Source organism: Streptococcus sp. 5004, from assembly GCF_013276755.1.
Classification (GTDB): domain Bacteria; phylum Bacillota; class Bacilli; order Lactobacillales; family Streptococcaceae; genus Streptococcus.
Window position 1 is genome coordinate 41925 of sequence record NZ_VMLP01000011.1, and the last position, 16777, is coordinate 58701.

Genomic DNA, 16777 nt, shown 5'->3' on the forward strand with positions numbered 1-16777 from the left:
AAAACAGTGTTTTGAGCAGCCTGCGGCTAGCTTCCTAGTTTGTACTTTGATTTTCATTGAGTATAAACAAGCGACGCCATCGTTTTCTTTCCATACTAACCTCCATCAAAAAAAGTCCTCACACAAAAAACTTGTGTGAGGACGTCGATGCGCGGTACCACCTCAATTATAGGGAATTTCCCTATCGCTCTGTCTCGCAATAACGAGATGCACTGTAAGGTGTGCTCACCGAATTTTTATGATTTCAAATTCTAAATAACATTCAGCCCAATTTTCATCATCGCCACTTATCTGTTTTCAGCTACCACAGACTCTCTTGAAAGTTTGTACGATTACTTTTCTGAATGGTTAAATTATATCATTTTTAAACTACTTGTCAATAGTCTATTAGAATTTTTTTCATCTTCACTTTTGAAAATGATTAGCCTGAATTACGCAATCCTGTTGCAATTCCGTTGATGGTGATATGAATCAATCGTTCTTGATCACTGGACAATTCTCCACGACGTTGGCGTTTGATCAACTCCAACTGAATATAGTTGAGAATATTAAAGTAAGGCATACGGTAATCCAGACTAGCTTTTAGATATGGATTGTCAGCTAAGAGTTCGTCATGTCCTTCAATAGCCAGGATAACGTTCTTAGTAACTTGCCATTCATTTAAAATAGTCTCATAGATGGCCTTAACTTGCTCGTCTTCACAAAGTTTAGCATATTCAAAAGCAATATTCATATTTGATTTTGACAAAACCATATCAACATTTGAAAGAAGCGATTGGAAGAAAGGCCAATTTTGGTACATATCTCGTAAAATAGCAATATTTTCTGGATTTTTATCGATAAATTCCTTGAAGCTTGAACCAACCCCGTACCATCCAGGGAACATAACACGACTTTGTGACCATGAGAATACCCAAGGGATGGCACGCAAACCACCGATTTCAGTAATCGTCTTACGGGCAGCTGGGCGAGAACCAATGTTAAAGCTTGAAATAGCCTTGATTGGACTTGACTCGAAGAAATAATCATAGAAATGCTCATTACCAAAGACCAAATCACGGTAGATATCGTAACTACGGTCCACTACTTGATCCATAATGGCTTCATAACGATTTGAGGTATTGGTATCGCTCTTCTTCTGAGTAATCATACGGTTAATAGCTGCCGATACTAGCATTTCAAGGTTATAGTAAGCAGCGTCTTTATTACCGTATTTATTGCCAATTACTTCACCCTGCTCCGTCAAGCGGATACGATCCTTGATAGACTTGAGCGGTTGAGATGTGATGGCTTCATAGGTTGGCCCACCACCACGACCGACAGTCCCACCACGGCCATGGAAGAAGGTAACCTTAACGCCAAATTCATCTCCAATAGCAGTCAATTGTTGTTGAGCCTTGTAGAGGGTCCAACATGATGACAAGTAACCGCCATCTTTATTACTGTCAGAGTAGCCCAACATGATTTCTTGATAGTTATTACGTGAAGCAATCCATTTTTTGGCAAGAGGAAGAGAAAGATATTGTCTCATTGTTTCCTCTGAATGATCCAAGTCTTCAATTGTTTCAAAAAGGGGAACAATCTGAACACGCGCCCTTTCCGTATCCACCAGTCCTACTTCTTTTAATAGAATAGCTAATTCTAGCATATCAGAAAGGCTGGTTGCATGTGAAATGATAGTCTGACGGATGACATCATCTCCCAACTTATCTTTCAAAACACGAGCCGTCTTAAAAATAGCTAGTTCTTTTGCTAATAATTCTGATTTTTCTGCGTGAGTCGCAGAAAGAATTCGGGGATCTTCTTCTAACTCTTTCAAGAGAAGATCGCACTTTTCTTCTTCGCTCAACTCGCTATAGCGAGAATGAATTCCTGCTGATTTCAAGAGTTCTGCCACACAGGCTTCATAGACGCTAGAGTCTTGTCGCATATCAATTGATGCTAGGTAAAAACCAAATATCTCTACTGCCTGCAATAATTCCACAAAATCACCTGAAATCAAGGACTCGCCCTTATTTTCTAGTAGAGAATCTCGAATGGCAATCAAATCCTTGTAAAAATCATTGGCGGTTTCATAACGAGTCCCAACTTCCTTATCCTCAATCAGATAGGTTTTTGTTGCTTGAATTTTTGATTGAATATCAAACAAGGCACGACGGTAAAGCTCTTTTTCGCGGTAAATCGAGTTATCCTTGGACTGACGAGCCATTTCTCTGACTTGCTTACTTACATTGACAATGCTAGTTGAAAGAGAAAACTCACGATAAAGTTGGTAAATCTTTTCATCATAGTAGTTCATGATGACTTCACACTGAGTGAGTGCAGACTGCTTCAAGGTATCTGCAGTAACAAATGGATTTCCATCACGGTCACCACCTATCCACATACCCATGGTGATTGGTTTAGCCTGTTTTAAATTCAGACCATGTGCTTGCGCTAAGCGCTTATACTCCGTCGTCAAGTGAGGTACAGCTTTCAAAAAGGAGCTGTTGTAATATTCCATAGCATTCGTGATTTCGTTAGTCACTTTTAATTTTTTCTCACGAATCATGTCTGTCTGCATGATAATTTCGATGTAACGACGCAAATCATTGTGCCATTTTTCTTTATTGATCAACCCCAACTTAACATCACGGTATTTACGCAAAAGACTATGAATATGATTTGTTAAATCCAACATACTTTTGCGTTGCACTTGTGTTGGATGGGCTGTCAAAACAGGAACAACATTCAAGTGTTCTAGGATCTCAACGGCATTTTCTTTTTCAGCAACCATTTTGATCGTTGTAGATAATTTACCTAAATAGTCCTGATCAATATTATTTTGATGATTGATTTCATAAGCTAAATCCACATCCTCTGAAATATTAATCAAAAGAGGTAAGATTGAAAAATAGCGTGAAATATAGACCATTTCATCATTTGATAAGCTAGTCACTAGACGGTTTAGACCTTGATAATCTTCCTGCGTTGATAATTCTTTCAACTGCATGATTTTTTCAAAGGTCTCTGGTGCAAGCATATTTTTAGTAATATCTTCCAGCAATTCTGTTAGAATCAATACTTCTTCTTGCACAACACTTTTATTACTATAATTTTCTAATTTTTGAAGAGACATAGACTATCCTTTCTTTATTCTACTTCACAGAAGGTTCATTGGTTGATTTTCCAATTCTCGGTACAACTTAGCGCGTTTTTCACTGGCGTCAATATTTAAGACAAAGCCCACTGCCACTGATAAGACTAGAAGACTATTCCCCCCCTGGGATAAGAAGGGGAAAGTCACTCCTGTAGATGGAATCAAGCCCGAAATCCCTCCGATATTGACAAATACCTGAACCAACATCATCCCTCCGACACCGAGTGCAACCATGGCATTGAAAGGATTCTCCGCTCGGATACCGACCAAGATAATCCGCAGAATCATGAAAAACAAGAGAGCTAAAATGAGACTGGCACCAACAAAGCCAAATTCTTCAATCACGATAGAAAAGACAAAGTCTGTATGAGCTTCTGGTAAATAACCTCGTTTTTCAATCGAGTTTCCAAGACCTAGACCAAACCAACCGCCATTGACCATGGCAAAATAAGAATTAGATAACTGGTGACCCGCATCAGCACGATCCGCAAAAGGATTAAAAAAGGCACTAAAGCGCTTGGCTACATAGCCAAATACTGGAATTTTTGAAAAGGTCTCAACACCGATTAGACTGATAGTGGTCAAGACAAAGACAGAAGCGGCAGATACGAGCGCCAGAATGGTTGAAAACCAGCGATAAGCGATTCCACTAACTGTATACATAATCAAGGAAACTAAGACTAAAATAGTCGCATTTCCTAAATCAGGGAAAATTCCCAAACTTCCAATCAGAACTAGGAGAACGAATCGCCAATCATTAAAAGCACGGGGAAGCCATTGATTTTGAGTCAAAACTTGAAAATCATAAATAGCTATTTCTTCTTGCTGTTTGGAGAAGCGGTGAGCCAAATACCAAATAATAATGATTTTTAAGTACTCAGCTGGCTGAATAGTTACTCCTGCAACCGAAATCCAACCGTATGCCCCGTTTACGGAAATACCAATAAAACGAGCTAAGAACAATAAAAGCATTTCTATCAATATAACTAAAATGATTAGTCGCTCATTTCTCAAAAAATCTAGTCTCAATTTATAAATTAAGGCAATCAGTATCAAACTAACAATCCAAAAGATTCCTTGGTTTCGAACCAATTGCAAGGCGCTCTTGCCTTCTTCAATTAAAATAGCGCTGGTGGTCGAATAGACCACAATCAAGCCCAAAATAGATAAAAGCAAGTAGGGAATCAAGATGGAATAATTTAATAAGTGCCTCTTACTAATCTTCATAGTATCACCACTCTAGTAGGATACAGACAAATCTGTTCCAAATTCCGTTTTATTTTCTAGTTTTGATTGCTATTATACCATTTTTTCAGAAAGAAAAAAACTCTTACCTTACAATCCTTCGAATTTTACTGTTTTTACAGAATCATTTCCAGACTCAAGTTCAAAAAATACAAACCTCAAAAGAGATTTGTATTGATTTGGACTATTCGTTTGATGTACTACTGCTTGAGCTTGAATCTCCACCACCGATATATTGGGTAAAGATATTTTGGAAGGCTTGGTCCTTAACCTTGATATTGGCTGCTTGTAATTCTTTTCCGATAATGCTTTGAACAAATGTTGAATCATTTTGTTTTTGAGTCAAGATAACAGTTTTTAATTTTTCTTTATAGTCATCAATATTAGATGATTTTTCTGTTTTCTTAATGAGTTTTACAATGTAATATTGGCTACTGTAGGCTTGTGTGCCAGTTGCTGTAATCACATCAGAAATGCCATTTACATCTAAAGCGAAAGCGGCTTTCTTGACTTGCTCAGGTACTTCCGTTGAAGCAGAATCAAAGGTAATTTCTCCACCATTTGCTTTTGTTTTTTCATCAGTTGAGTTATCTTTGGCTAATTGAGCAAAATCAGCACCTTCTGCCTTGGCTTTTTCGAGAACTTCTTTGGCCTTATCTTCATTATCAAGACGGATGATTTGAACCGTTACATCTGGAGTGTATTCGTCAAAGGCCTTCTTGTAAGCATCATCTGTCAATTCAGCTTCTGCTGCCTTCTTAACTGCCAACTCAACTAATTTACTTGTACGAATTTGAGCTTTACGTGTTTCAAGAGTCATACCCGCTTGTGACAAGACACGTTGGTAGTTTTCGCCATATTGTTTTTCTTCTTCGGCAATAGTATCATCAACCTCTTTATCATCAAGCTCTGAGCCATATTGTTTTTCAAAAACTTTTTGGATGGTCATATTTAACAAGACTTGTTGGGCTGAAGGGTTGCTTTTCACTTGCTCATAAAATTGATGTTCTGTGATGACATCCCCTTTCATGCTGATAAGGTCTGCCCCTTCTGAACCTTTCGAACAAGCTGCTAAAGTTGCTACTGATAATAGTGTGATGGCACCTGCCAATAGTTTTTTCTTCATGTCTACTCCTTTGAGATAAGTGTTACTCTATCTATTTTACTATATTTTCTTAAATTTTTCTGAAAATCATTCGCTGTCAGGCAATTGAACATCTGCTACATTTTTACGAAGCATGAGAATGCCATCTCCCAGAGGTACTAATGTTGCGGTGAGTCCTGGATTGTCTAAGGTTGCGTCAAATAGTCTTTGAAGTCCTCGATAGATGGTTCGCTGACCTCGACGGACTTCCATAATGTCCTTGGCAACATCACCGCCTTGAAAAATATCATCCAAGACAACCACACCTCCAACTTCCAAATGTTTGAGGATTTCTGGCAGAAAGACGATGTATTTAGACTTGGCTGAATCCATAAAGACGAAATCATAAGACTCTGTCAAGGTTGATAAGACATCTACCGCATCTCCTTCTAGGAGAGTGATTTGCTTACGACTATCAAACTGGGCAAAATTTTCCTTGGCAAAACCAATCATTTCTGGATTGCGGTCAATGGTTGTAATCTTAGCATTTTGCGCATGTTCTGCCATCAAAAGGGCAGAAAAACCAATAGCCGTCCCAATTTCCAGAATGTTTTTAGGTTGCATGGTTTGCATGAGAAAACGGAAATAAGCAACCGTTTCATGGGGAATGATGGGAATATTTTCCTTACGGGCAAAGTCTTCCAATTCTTTCAAATCGCCTGTGACTTGCTTTTGACGCTGACGCATCAAGTCCACAATTTCTTCCTTGACAACAGGACGACGCATGTTATGGTTGGCATTTTTACTATACGATTCAACCATCTTATGCCAATCCCAATTTTTCAACAAGGGCTTCAAACTCATTTAAACGACGTTCGAAGACTGCAAAGGCATCGTTGAGGTAGTCTTCCTTCTCCATATCAACACCAGCTTTTCTCATGACATTGAGTGGATAGTCAGACTTACCTGCCTTGAGGTAGTCGATATAGCGGTCACGGTCTTCTTGACTACCATGGACAATCTTTTCAGCCAAGGCTGAGGCTGCTGCAAAGCCTGTTGAATATTGGTATACATAGTAGTTATAGTAGAAGTGTGGAATGCGTGCCCACTCGTATTGGATTTCAGGATTGTCTTCCTTACTCAAACCATAATACTCTTGGTTCAAGTCTGCGTAGAGTTTATTTAGGAAATCGCTTGTCAAGACTTGACCATTTTGATCCGCTTGGTGAATGGCGTGTTCAAACTCAGCAAATTGAGTTTGGCGGAAAACTGTTCCACGGAAACCATCTAGGAAGTTATTGAGGATAGCAAAGCGCGTTGCGTCGTCTTCCACTTCTTCCAATAATTTCTCCGTCAAGATATTTTCATTGGTCGTTGAGGCAATCTCAGCCAAGAAGATCGAATAATCTCCGTAAACATAAGGTTGCGTTTCACGAGTATAGCTTGAATGCATACTGTGACCTGTTTCATGAACAAGAGTAAAGAGATTGTCCAAATTGTCCTGCCAGTTAAGAAGCATAAAGGCATTGGTATCGTAAGAACCACCAGAGTAAGCCCCTGAACGCTTGCCTTGATTTTCATAAACGTCAATCCAACGCTCACTAAAGGCACGTTTAACACGGCTCAAGTAATCCTCACCCAAGACTGCCAAGGCATCTTCTGCCTTTTTCAAGGCTTCTTGGTAGGTAAAACTATATTCAACAGATGAAAGTGGTGTGTAGACATCGTACATCTTGAGATCTGAAATTCCCAAGATTTTTGAACGAAGTTCAAGGTAACGATGCAAGAGGGGTAAATGCTTGCGAACTGCTGCTACTAAATTGTCATAAACACTTTCTGGAACAAAATTGGCTGCTAGGGCTGCATGACGAGCACTCTTGTAATTGCGAACTTTGGCACGGTAGTTTTGAACCTTAACATTGGTTTGCAAGGTTTTAGCATAGGTATGTTGGAATTGTTGATAAGTCGCATAAAGAGCTTGATAGGCACCACGACGCACCTCACGATTTTTAGACTCCATCAAACGTGTGTAAGTCCCATGAGATAGCTGAACTTCCTTACCATCATCGTCAAGAACATAAGGGAACACAATATCCGCATTGTCCAAGATAGCGAAGGTTTCACTTGCTGAACCAAAGATTTCTCCAGCTCCAGCCAATAATTCTTCTTCACGTTGTGATAGAACGTGTTCCTTACCTTGCAAAAGCTTGTCGAAATAGTGTTGATAAACCTGCAATTTTGGTTGAGCTTCTAAAAAGTCAGCATACTGCTTTTCACTGATTTCCATAAATTCAGGTTCATAGAATGAAAAGGCTTGGTCTAGCTGACTGTAGAGAGTCATGGCCTTGGCATAGTACTCTTGGTACTTGGCTTCACGTGTATCCTGGTCATTTTTCATATGAGCATAAACGTAAAGCTTCTCCATATGGCGTTCCATTTCAAGAGAAACTTCAGTGATTTCGAGTAGGCTATCCGCACTATCTAGGAGATGGCCTTCATACTGGCCTACTGTCTCCAATTGTTCTGTTAAATCTTTTAAGGCTTCTTCCCAAGCCTGGTCAGTTGGGTAGATCGTTGATAGATCCCATGTATCTTTTTCATTTATTTCATGTCTTTGTAATACCATTAGATTCCTCCATCCTTTCTATTCTACCATATTTTTCAAGAAATATTGCTGATAAAAGGCTGGTGGATAGAGCTTTTGCCAATCATTTTGAGGATTTTCTTGATAATAGGTGAAAAAGTGCTGATAATAGCTATTCAAGTCTTGTTCAATCTGGAAAAATTTGCCCACTAGTGGTCTAATTTGGGGATACCATGCTTTTAGCTCATAAGTCAGGATATTCTCTCCCTTTTGATAGGCTTCTGCTTGTTCTTTCATCCAAAAAGGATTTTGATAATACAATTGTTGCCGGATATAGCGACAGATGTCCTTATCCTCAGAAACTGTAAAATGAGATATTTTTTGTTTCTTATAGGGAAGACGCAATATCTCCAGTAGACTAGCCTGACCATAGGGAAATTCCTTAATCTGATAATGGAGTTTGCCTCGGAGATCCTGGTAAATCAGGTATTTAAGCCTTAAAACCTGTTTTCCCTTGTCTACTTCCCAAATATAAAAGCCCATATTTTGACTGAAATAAAGAAAACCTTGTTGTAGACGAGTCAATCGCTCCTTGAGCCACAGTTTTTCTCCCAGCAACCACAGTACTTGGTAACCCTGACTACGATAGCCCTCACTACGCTCTTTAAGAATTTTTTGAGGCAAGGGACTACACTGAACTTCTAAAGCTAGATTGCCATTTACAAATACATCTGCAATCTGTTTAAGCTCTGGAAGCGGGTATTCTAATTGCACCTCAGCCTCTGTCTTCAACCAATGATAGAGGACTTCCTTATTGGACAGGTGTTCTGGACTTTCATTTTCAGAGGAATAATCACAGTCTTTTAAAGATTTATGTGCAAAATGGGTCCGGACACTTGGTCCTTGACGCAAACGGAGCTGACCTGCACAAGCTGGGCAGGTGTAGGCTTGATTCTCCAGCTTATCCTCTAACACATTTACCAACTCTCCCCTAGCATCTCTCGCAACAAACATGATTTTCCCCCTTTTCTATATTATTCGTAAAAAAAGAAAAAAGATCAGGAAATTTCCTAATCTTCATCACTCTATAATTTTAGAGTTGCAAGCGACTTTCAAGAGCTTGTGTCAACACTTCAGAATAGTTCACTTTCTCACGATCTGCAAGTCTGACTAGCCACTCTGGAACCGTAACATTTTTTCGAATCGCTTTATTATTCTTTACGAAAGGCAAGGGATTGACCTGAATCAAAGTCACAAATCCATCAGAAGCTTTCAACATAGAAATGTCACTAGGAGTAGGTAGAGCCAATCCTTCATCAATATAAGAAGCTAAAACACTCTCAAGCATTTCCCGAGCATTTTTCATTGCAAGTTCAATCGTTGCTCCTTCAGTCCCGCCTCCAAATTCAGGAAATTCAACCCAGTATCCAGTGCCTTCTTTATGAAAAATAGCAGGATAAGATTTTAGCATAATACACCTCCACAATTTCCAAATCAACTATAATCCCAAATCTTTTAATATTTTTCTCTCTAGACCTTTTCCTAAATCCTCATTACCGTGAACTGGAATAGTGACAAGATAGGGAACCCCTTCTTTCTTAAAATGATGATGACTTCCTCTCTTACGTACTTCAATCCATCCATTTGCAAGAGCTAATACTCTTCGAAAATCAAATTCAAACCACGTCAGCTTATCCTTGCCGTACTCAAGTACAGCCTGCGGCCAGCTTCCTAGTTTGCTCTTTGATTTTCATTGAGTATAATTTTACCATTTCCTTACCTGTGATTGTCATTTATGGTCACCTTTCTAGCTAAAATTATACTTATAATGCGTATTTTTGTCAATTCTTCTATCTTATCTATTCGTAAAAAAGAAAAAAGATCAGGAAATTCTCCTAATCTTCATGTATGTTTACTTGATTTTCTTAGCTAGCATGGTCGCAAAGCGTAGTTGAATACGATTGCCATTCTCATCGCGACGGTGCAAATGGCCTGGATTTTCATTGTACTTGACCAATTCCCAGTCCTTGTAATAGTTCGCTAGTTCGCCTTCCTTAAAGGTGAATGGGAAGTTAACTGAGCAAGGATAATCCTCCGTGTCCATGGCACAAACGATAAGGTTATAGCCACCGACCGCGGTTTTCTCCTGCATGTTTTTGATAATTGCAGGAATGCAATCTGCTTGCAGAAACATCAAAACAACTGTCGATACGATGAAATCATACTCTTGACCAATGCTAGCTGAATTGATATCGTAAAGACCAACAGGCATGTCCAAATCTTCCTGCTCAACAATGCTTTGCAAGATTTCAAGGGCCAGTTCATTTTGATCCACAGCTGTCACATCGAAACCTTGCTGGGCTAGAAAGAGTGCATTACGACCTTGACCACAGCCCAAATCCAAGGCTTTCCCTGGTTTTACTGACTGCATGGCCTCTAGAACCTCTGAATGAACAGGATTGGTATTGTATTTCTTAGGGAAATAATCCTCAGGTTTACAATAAAATTCCAAATACCATTCCACATCATCTGTGGCAGCCTCCACTCGATGCCAAGCTTGAGGTTGTGCCATGGGATTGTCGGCTCCTGCTTCAAAGAGATGTTCAGCTAGAACCTCACCATCCTCTGTCAATTCAATAAACTTGAGAGTTCCCTTCAAAACAGTAATTTTCCCCCAAGTCCCAACCTTGGTATTGTGTTTCTGCTGAACAGCCTCTGGCATGGTTTCTTTAGTCCATAAAGGCATGCGTTTATAGGCAACTAATTTTTCCATTTTCATTTCCTCTTTTTATCGCTGATTAACAGCTTTCATCACGCGCGCAATGTCTCGATTTTGTTCACGACGTTTGATAGACTCCCGTTTGTCGTAGTCATGCTTCCCTTTAGCTAGGCCTAAAAGGAGCTTGGCATAGCCATCTTTAATATAGACTTTTAGGGGAACCAGGGTCATTCCTGTTCCTTTAGTCTCTTGTTCCAACTTTTGGATTTGCTTTTTATGGAGTAAGAGTTTGCGACGGCGTTCTGGTTCTTGATTCCAGATATTACCCTCTTCGTAAGGAGCGATGTGAACATTGCTCAACCAGACTTCTCCATTTTTTACTTGGGCAAAGCCATCTTTGAGATTGATTCGAGCAGCTCGTACACTCTTGATTTCAGTTCCAGTCAGGACCATCCCTGCCTCTAGCGTATCTACGATTGTATAGTCATGACGCGCCTTTTTATTTTGTGCGACGACCTTTCCCTCGCCCTTTGCCATGCTTAACTCCTTTCTTAGCTACTTCCTTATAAAAAGGTTTCTTTCCTTTTTTCTTCTTGTCTTTTTGTGAATGCTTGCGCTTATCATTTGAGCGTCCTGATTTTCTCTTGTCTTCCTTCTTATCTGAACGACGACTTGAACCACGCCCTCTGTCACTACGATTAGACTGTTTCAAGCCTTTTTCGATCACATCAAACTCACTTGGAATGTAAGAGAAGTCAATTTCACCTGTCATCTTATCAGCTCTTTCAACGCGAATACGAATTTGTTGACCTACACGGAAGGTTGTTCCTGATTTCTCCCCACGAAGGGTCAAATCACGCTCATTGAAATGATAAAATTCAGGTAGATTGGTGAGGTGAATCAAGCCTTCAACTGTGTTTGGCAATTCGACAAAGAGACCGAATTTGACAATACTTGATACAACTGCATCGTACTCGTCACCCACGTATTCTTCCATATACTCAGCCTTTTTCATGGCTTCGACTTCACGCTCGGCCTCGATAGCACGACGCTCACGGTTTGAGGACTGGGTTGCAATCTCTGGGATTACTTGCTCAAAATGCTCTGCTATTTCCTTAGAACGGCCGTAATCACGAATCATACGGTGAACAAGAAGGTCTGGATAACGGCGAATCGGACTGGTAAAGTGAGTGTAATAATCAGCCGCTAATCCATAGTGGCCGTGATTGTGCTCCGAATAGCGAGCCTGCTGCATAGAGCGAAGAAGCATCATGGACAATACATCTGCATAAGGTTCTCCCTCAACAGCACGCATGATGTCTTGGAGAGCCTCCTGGCTAATCTCACTGGCAGTTCCATAAATGCGCAAGCCAAAACTCGAAGCATAATCAATAAACTTTTGAACCTTTTCAGCCTTAGGCTCCTCGTGAATCCGATAGATAAAAGGCAAATCCAGCTTGCTAAAATGCTCGGCAACTGTTTCATTGGCCATCAACATAAAGGACTCAATCATGCGCTCGGCAATTCCACGCTGACGAAGAACGATATCAACAGGCTTACCTTGTTTATCAACCAAAATCTTGGCTTCATTGGTATCGAAATTGAGGGCTCCACGTTTCACACGCATGTTTTCTAAAATTTCATGGAGCTTGGCCATAAGTTCTATACTAGGAACAATTTTCTGATACTCTTGTCTCTTCTCCTCGTCACCTGCTAAGATATCATTGACATCACTATAGGTCATACGAAAACTGGTCTTGATAACCGTTTGTGTAATAGTGTAGTTGACCACACGACCATGTTTATCAATCTCCATAATGGCAGACTGGGTCAGACGGTCAACTTGAGGATTAAGGGAGCAAATGCCATTTGACAGTCGTTCTGGAAGCATTGGAACCACACGGTCTGTCACATAGACTGAAGTCGCACGGTTAAGGGCTTCCTTATCAAGGACAGAACCCTCGGTCACATAGTAGGAAACATCTGCGATGTGAACTCCAAGCTCCAGATTGCCATTTTTCAAGGCCTTGATATGCACTGCATCATCCAAGTCCTTGGCATCTGCACCGTCAATGGTAAAGATAATCTCATCTCTTAGATCCAGACGACCTTCCATATCCTTTTGAGACGGAGCATCCGGCACACTTTCTGCTTCCTTAACAACTGCATCTGGAAATTCTGAGACAATGTCCATAGACTCCAAAACTTCAAGGACATCAATTCCGACATCCGTTGAATGCCCCACCACATCAAGGACGCTCGCGACAAAGAAATCATGTTTCTTGCTTGGGTATTTGTCGATAAAGACCTTGAGAACTTCTGTTCCTTCTAGTTTAAGGGCAGGTTTCTTAACATAAATCGGTTGGCTGATTTTCTGGTTTTTCGAACGGATGTAACCAGCATACTTAGGTTTTTCCTGATCCAGAACTATTTGACCGACAACGGTTGTTAAGCTACGTTCTAGGATATCAATAATTTTTGCTTCCGCTGCTGTTCCCTTGTTTCGGTCAGCGACTTTTTTGATGACGACCTCAACGGTATCACCATCAATAGCATAGTTGACATCGTTTTTTCCTACAAAAAGGTCGTCCTCTTCCCCTTCCAGACTGACAAAGCCAAAGCCATTTTTATGGGCATGAAAAATCCCCTTGAGGGTAATCTCATGTTTTTTCTTAACTTCCAAGGTCAGACTGCCATCTTCTTCAAAGCGTATCTGGTGCTTTCTTTCCATTAGGGACAAGGTTTTAATCAACTCACGAAAATCCTTGGAACCGTCTTTTCCCAAAGCTTGAGCCAAGTCATTGACAGTCACCCTTCCCTTATCTTGTAAATATTCTTTTATTCTATCTTTCATATTTTCTTTCTAGATTTTTTAATTTTCTTTTACTGTAAAACCTTCTCAAACATCCTTTAAAAATAAAAAGAGGCAAAGACCTAGTCCTGCCCATTATTTTCTTATCTACTTGATAATACCGTCAATGCTAAGGCAATGGCTAGCCAGAAAAAGACTAAAATCCCTGTCAAACGCTGCATTACAGCTTCAAAACCGCGTGCTTTACTGCGTTCAAACAAATCACCTGAGCTGGCATCAAATACATTGCTGGATTGGTTTTTGGTTGGTTGCATGAAAATCGCAATCACAATCACAACAGATAATACTAATAAAATGGTTAATAATAGGTTATACATATCAAACTCCTTAAAATCCTTATTATTTTACCATAAAATCTACTTAGATTCAAGATGTAGGGTTACTTTTCTTTCCTTGGGACAATACTTTAAAACCTCAATCTTGTCTGGATGGGTTTTTGAATTTTTACTGGTTAGGTAATTGATACTGCCACAAGAGGAGCATTTGAGATTAATTTTTACTCGCACTAGATTTCCTTTACTTTTAATAATGTTCGAAATTGAAGCAGGTTAAAGAGACAACTAAAGGCAACACAAAGGCTTGTCGCATAAAAGACTGCATGGTAGCCAAATTGTCCTGCTACTGCAGAACCTGCCATAGGACCAACGACACCACCCAGATAAAAGAATACCTGATTGAAGGCAAAGACCCTCGAAATGCCGGCTTTGGGAGTCATTTTGCTGAGTAGCGCATTGACCCCGGGAATCAGCGCACCGGTTCCCAAGCCAAAGAGGAATCGATAGAGTCCCAGTTGGAGGGGGCTAGAAGCATTGGCGCAGAGGAGATAGATGATGACTGAATAAAACTGGGCGACAACCAAGAGACGATGATTGCCCACCTTGTCACCTAGCTTGCCCATAACTCCCGCACTCATCATACTGGAAAAGCCCATACTGGATACAATCAAACCAGATACAAAAAGAAGATTCTCTGTCTGCCCTAAGTCACGCACATAAAGAGCCAAAATAGGACCAATCGATTGGGCTGAAAATTGGATGACAAAACTGGTTAAAAAGAGATTGACCAAAAGATAGGGATATTTGACCGATGTAAATAATTCCTTTGTTGGAATAGCCCTTTCCTTGGCTACTGGTTGAAAATCTTCCTTGATAAAGCAAATAGTCAAAATAGCAGCTAAAAATAAAAAACTACCAACCAGTAAGAAAACCGTACGAATGCCAAATAATTCTGCGATAAAGCCACCAATAAAAGGACCAGTTAGAGTACCTGCAACTACGCCTGTAGACAGAGTACCTAAGGCAGAGCCTGATTTCTCCTTGGGAACCTGACTGGCTATCAGGGCTGTTGCATTAGGAACAAAACCTGCAAATACACCATTCAGTAAACGAAGAAAGATTAGCCAATAGATATTTGGGACAAAGGCTAAGCCTCCCATAGTAATGGTCATGGCAAGTCCAGCTCGAATCATCATGGGTTTTCTTCCGTATTTGTCAGCAAGGATTCCCCAGATAGGAGAAAAGAGCGCCGCGGAAATAGCAGATACAGAAATAGCCAAGCCTGCATAAAAAGCAGCTTGCTCACTCCCAACACCTAGATTTTCCACAAAAATGGGCATAAAGGGCACAACCAAAGAAATACTGGCTCCTGTCAGAAAATTACCAAACCAGGCAATGCGCAAATTATCCTTCCAGTTAATCTCTGTCATCTTGTGCACCTCCCTCGAGAAGGATACGCACTTGAGTAAGAAGCTGGTCCAGATTTCCATTGTTATCTAAAACATGACTAGCCAAATCTTTCTTTTTCTCTAAAGGCCACTGGGCTGCCAGACGAGATTCAGCTTCATTTTTGGACAAGTGGTCTCTTTTCATTAAACGTTCTACTTGGACATCTCGATCCACATAGACCAACCATGTCTCATCAAACCAAGCGCTGTAGTCCTGTTCAAAAAGCAAGGGAATATCCATGAAAAAGATAGCTTCTGTCTGAGCCAACTGGTCTCTCAAAGTAGCCAGTTCTTCACGAATAATCTCCCCTTGGATTCGTTTAGACCATTCCCGTTCATCAGGATTTGAAAAGATGAGACTAGCTAGGAGAGGGCGATTGAGTTCTCCGTTTTCTAGAATGATTTCTTGACCAAAGTGCTGGACTAGAGCCTCAAACAGACGACCACCAGATTTCTGTAGCTGGTGTACAACTGCGTCAGCATCCACCACTTGAAAACCTTGTTTTCTTAAAAAATTTGTCACAGTTGACTTACCAGAGGCAATTCCTCCTGTGATTCCAATGATTTTTCCCATCAGTCCCTCCTTTGACAGTTTGGACAAAAGTGGGTTCCACGTCCGCCTAGTTGAATTTTCTCAATCACAGTTCCACAGCGTGAGCATTTTTGACCAGCCTTGTCATAGACCTGATGAAAATCCTGCATGGTTCCGTCTTCCCCAAAGGCATTGGTATAAGTCCGAATGGTCGAGCCACCTTTTTCAACAGCCTGACCCAATACAGCAATGGTCTGGTCATGAATGGCTGACGCTTCTGCTGCAGTCAAAGTCTGAGAAGGTCTTGCTGGATGAACCTGAACTCGCCAGAGAACCTCATCCACATAGATATTGCCAAGACCAGCAACCAAGGTCTGGTCTAGGAGATGGGATTTGATAGGCTTTTTGGACTTGGTAAGAGCAGTTTGAAAGACCTGCAAATTAAAATCCTGCTCTTTCGGCTCCGGACCTAGTTTTTTAGAAATAAAGTAGGCTTTCAAAAGGTCAGGCGCCAAGAGTTCCATAGTACCAAACTTGCGAACATCCTCATAAACAAGCGTGCCACCATCCTCAAACTGGAAGAAAACATGGGCATGCTTGCGTTCAGGAACTTGGTTCGGATAATAAAAATACTTGCCCTCCATCCGTAAATGGGAAATCAAGACCTTGTCTGTCAGGTAAAAAAGCAAATATTTGCCACGACGTCCCATTGACTCAACAATCTGACCAGGCACTTCCTTTTGAAACTCGTCCAGATTTGTCTTAATCATCTTGGGATAGCGAATTTCTATACTCGAAATTTTCTTACCTAGAATCAATTTTTCTAAGCCACGACGAACCGTTTCAACTTCAGGTAATTCAGGCATAAGTCCTCCTTCT

The 16777-nt window shown here is 40.5% G+C and carries 16 protein-coding genes and 1 other annotated feature; all 16 genes read right to left on the reverse strand.

What is annotated here, in order from left to right; genetic code table 11:
* Window positions 1–134: 134 nt before the first annotated feature.
* Window positions 135–352, reverse strand: a binding site (T-box leader).
* 69 nt (window positions 353–421) lie between these two features.
* Window positions 422–3118: a phosphoenolpyruvate carboxylase gene (gene ppc, locus HT685_RS04385; RefSeq protein ID WP_173226440.1), complete on the reverse strand. Its 2697-nt coding sequence runs from the start codon at window positions 3116–3118 to the stop codon at window positions 422–424.
* A 24-nt stretch (window positions 3119–3142) separates the two neighbouring features.
* The gene (locus tag HT685_RS04390) at window positions 3143–4366 is read right to left on the reverse strand and encodes an FtsW/RodA/SpoVE family cell cycle protein (protein WP_173278957.1); all 1224 of its coding nucleotides are present in this window, start codon (window positions 4364–4366) and stop codon (window positions 3143–3145) included.
* 202 nt (window positions 4367–4568) lie between these two features.
* A complete protein-coding gene (gene prsA / locus HT685_RS04395) occupies window positions 4569–5510 on the reverse strand; it encodes a peptidylprolyl isomerase PrsA (RefSeq protein ID WP_138701950.1) in 942 nt (313 codons plus the stop codon).
* Between the two features lie 66 nt (window positions 5511–5576).
* The gene (locus tag HT685_RS04400) at window positions 5577–6290 is read right to left on the reverse strand and encodes an O-methyltransferase (RefSeq protein WP_173226438.1); all 714 of its coding nucleotides are present in this window, start codon (window positions 6288–6290) and stop codon (window positions 5577–5579) included.
* A gap of 1 nt (window position 6291) precedes the next feature.
* Window positions 6292–8094: an oligoendopeptidase F gene (pepF, locus tag HT685_RS04405; RefSeq protein WP_173226436.1), complete on the reverse strand. Its 1803-nt coding sequence runs from the start codon at window positions 8092–8094 to the stop codon at window positions 6292–6294.
* Between the two features lie 18 nt (window positions 8095–8112).
* Window positions 8113–9066, reverse strand: coding sequence for a competence protein CoiA family protein (locus tag HT685_RS04410; RefSeq protein WP_173226434.1), 954 nt, complete (start codon window positions 9064–9066; stop codon window positions 8113–8115).
* Between the two features lie 79 nt (window positions 9067–9145).
* Entirely contained in the window at window positions 9146–9523 is a 378-nt protein-coding gene (locus tag HT685_RS04415) for a type II toxin-antitoxin system HicB family antitoxin (protein WP_173226432.1), read from the reverse strand.
* A 27-nt stretch (window positions 9524–9550) separates the two neighbouring features.
* A complete protein-coding gene (locus HT685_RS04420) occupies window positions 9551–9742 on the reverse strand; it encodes a type II toxin-antitoxin system HicA family toxin (RefSeq protein ID WP_115904484.1) in 192 nt (63 codons plus the stop codon).
* 222 nt (window positions 9743–9964) lie between these two features.
* Window positions 9965–10825: an SAM-dependent methyltransferase TehB gene (gene tehB, locus HT685_RS04425; protein ID WP_173226430.1), complete on the reverse strand. Its 861-nt coding sequence runs from the start codon at window positions 10823–10825 to the stop codon at window positions 9965–9967.
* A gap of 15 nt (window positions 10826–10840) precedes the next feature.
* Window positions 10841–11308, reverse strand: coding sequence for an SsrA-binding protein SmpB (smpB, locus tag HT685_RS04430; RefSeq protein WP_001051750.1), 468 nt, complete (start codon window positions 11306–11308; stop codon window positions 10841–10843).
* Complete coding sequence (gene rnr / locus HT685_RS04435) at window positions 11271–13625, reverse strand: ribonuclease R (protein WP_173226428.1); 2355 nt, start codon at window positions 13623–13625, stop codon at window positions 11271–11273. The genes smpB and rnr overlap by 38 nt, the downstream gene beginning before the upstream one ends.
* Window positions 13626–13726: 101 nt before the next feature.
* Entirely contained in the window at window positions 13727–13960 is a 234-nt protein-coding gene (secG, locus tag HT685_RS04440) for a preprotein translocase subunit SecG (RefSeq protein ID WP_000282517.1), read from the reverse strand.
* Between the two features lie 39 nt (window positions 13961–13999).
* Window positions 14000–14149, reverse strand: a complete 150-nt coding sequence (gene rpmG / locus HT685_RS04445; RefSeq protein WP_001809104.1) for a 50S ribosomal protein L33 — start codon at window positions 14147–14149, stop codon at window positions 14000–14002.
* Window positions 14149–15348, reverse strand: coding sequence for a multidrug efflux MFS transporter (locus HT685_RS04450; protein ID WP_173226426.1), 1200 nt, complete (start codon window positions 15346–15348; stop codon window positions 14149–14151). The genes rpmG and HT685_RS04450 overlap by 1 nt, the downstream gene beginning before the upstream one ends.
* Window positions 15335–15940, reverse strand: a complete 606-nt coding sequence (gene coaE / locus HT685_RS04455; RefSeq protein WP_173226424.1) for a dephospho-CoA kinase — start codon at window positions 15938–15940, stop codon at window positions 15335–15337. Before coaE ends, HT685_RS04450 begins: the two co-directional genes overlap by 14 nt.
* Window positions 15940–16764, reverse strand: a complete 825-nt coding sequence (gene mutM / locus HT685_RS04460; protein WP_173226422.1) for a DNA-formamidopyrimidine glycosylase — start codon at window positions 16762–16764, stop codon at window positions 15940–15942. Before mutM ends, coaE begins: the two co-directional genes overlap by 1 nt.
* Window positions 16765–16777 lie beyond the last annotated feature (13 nt).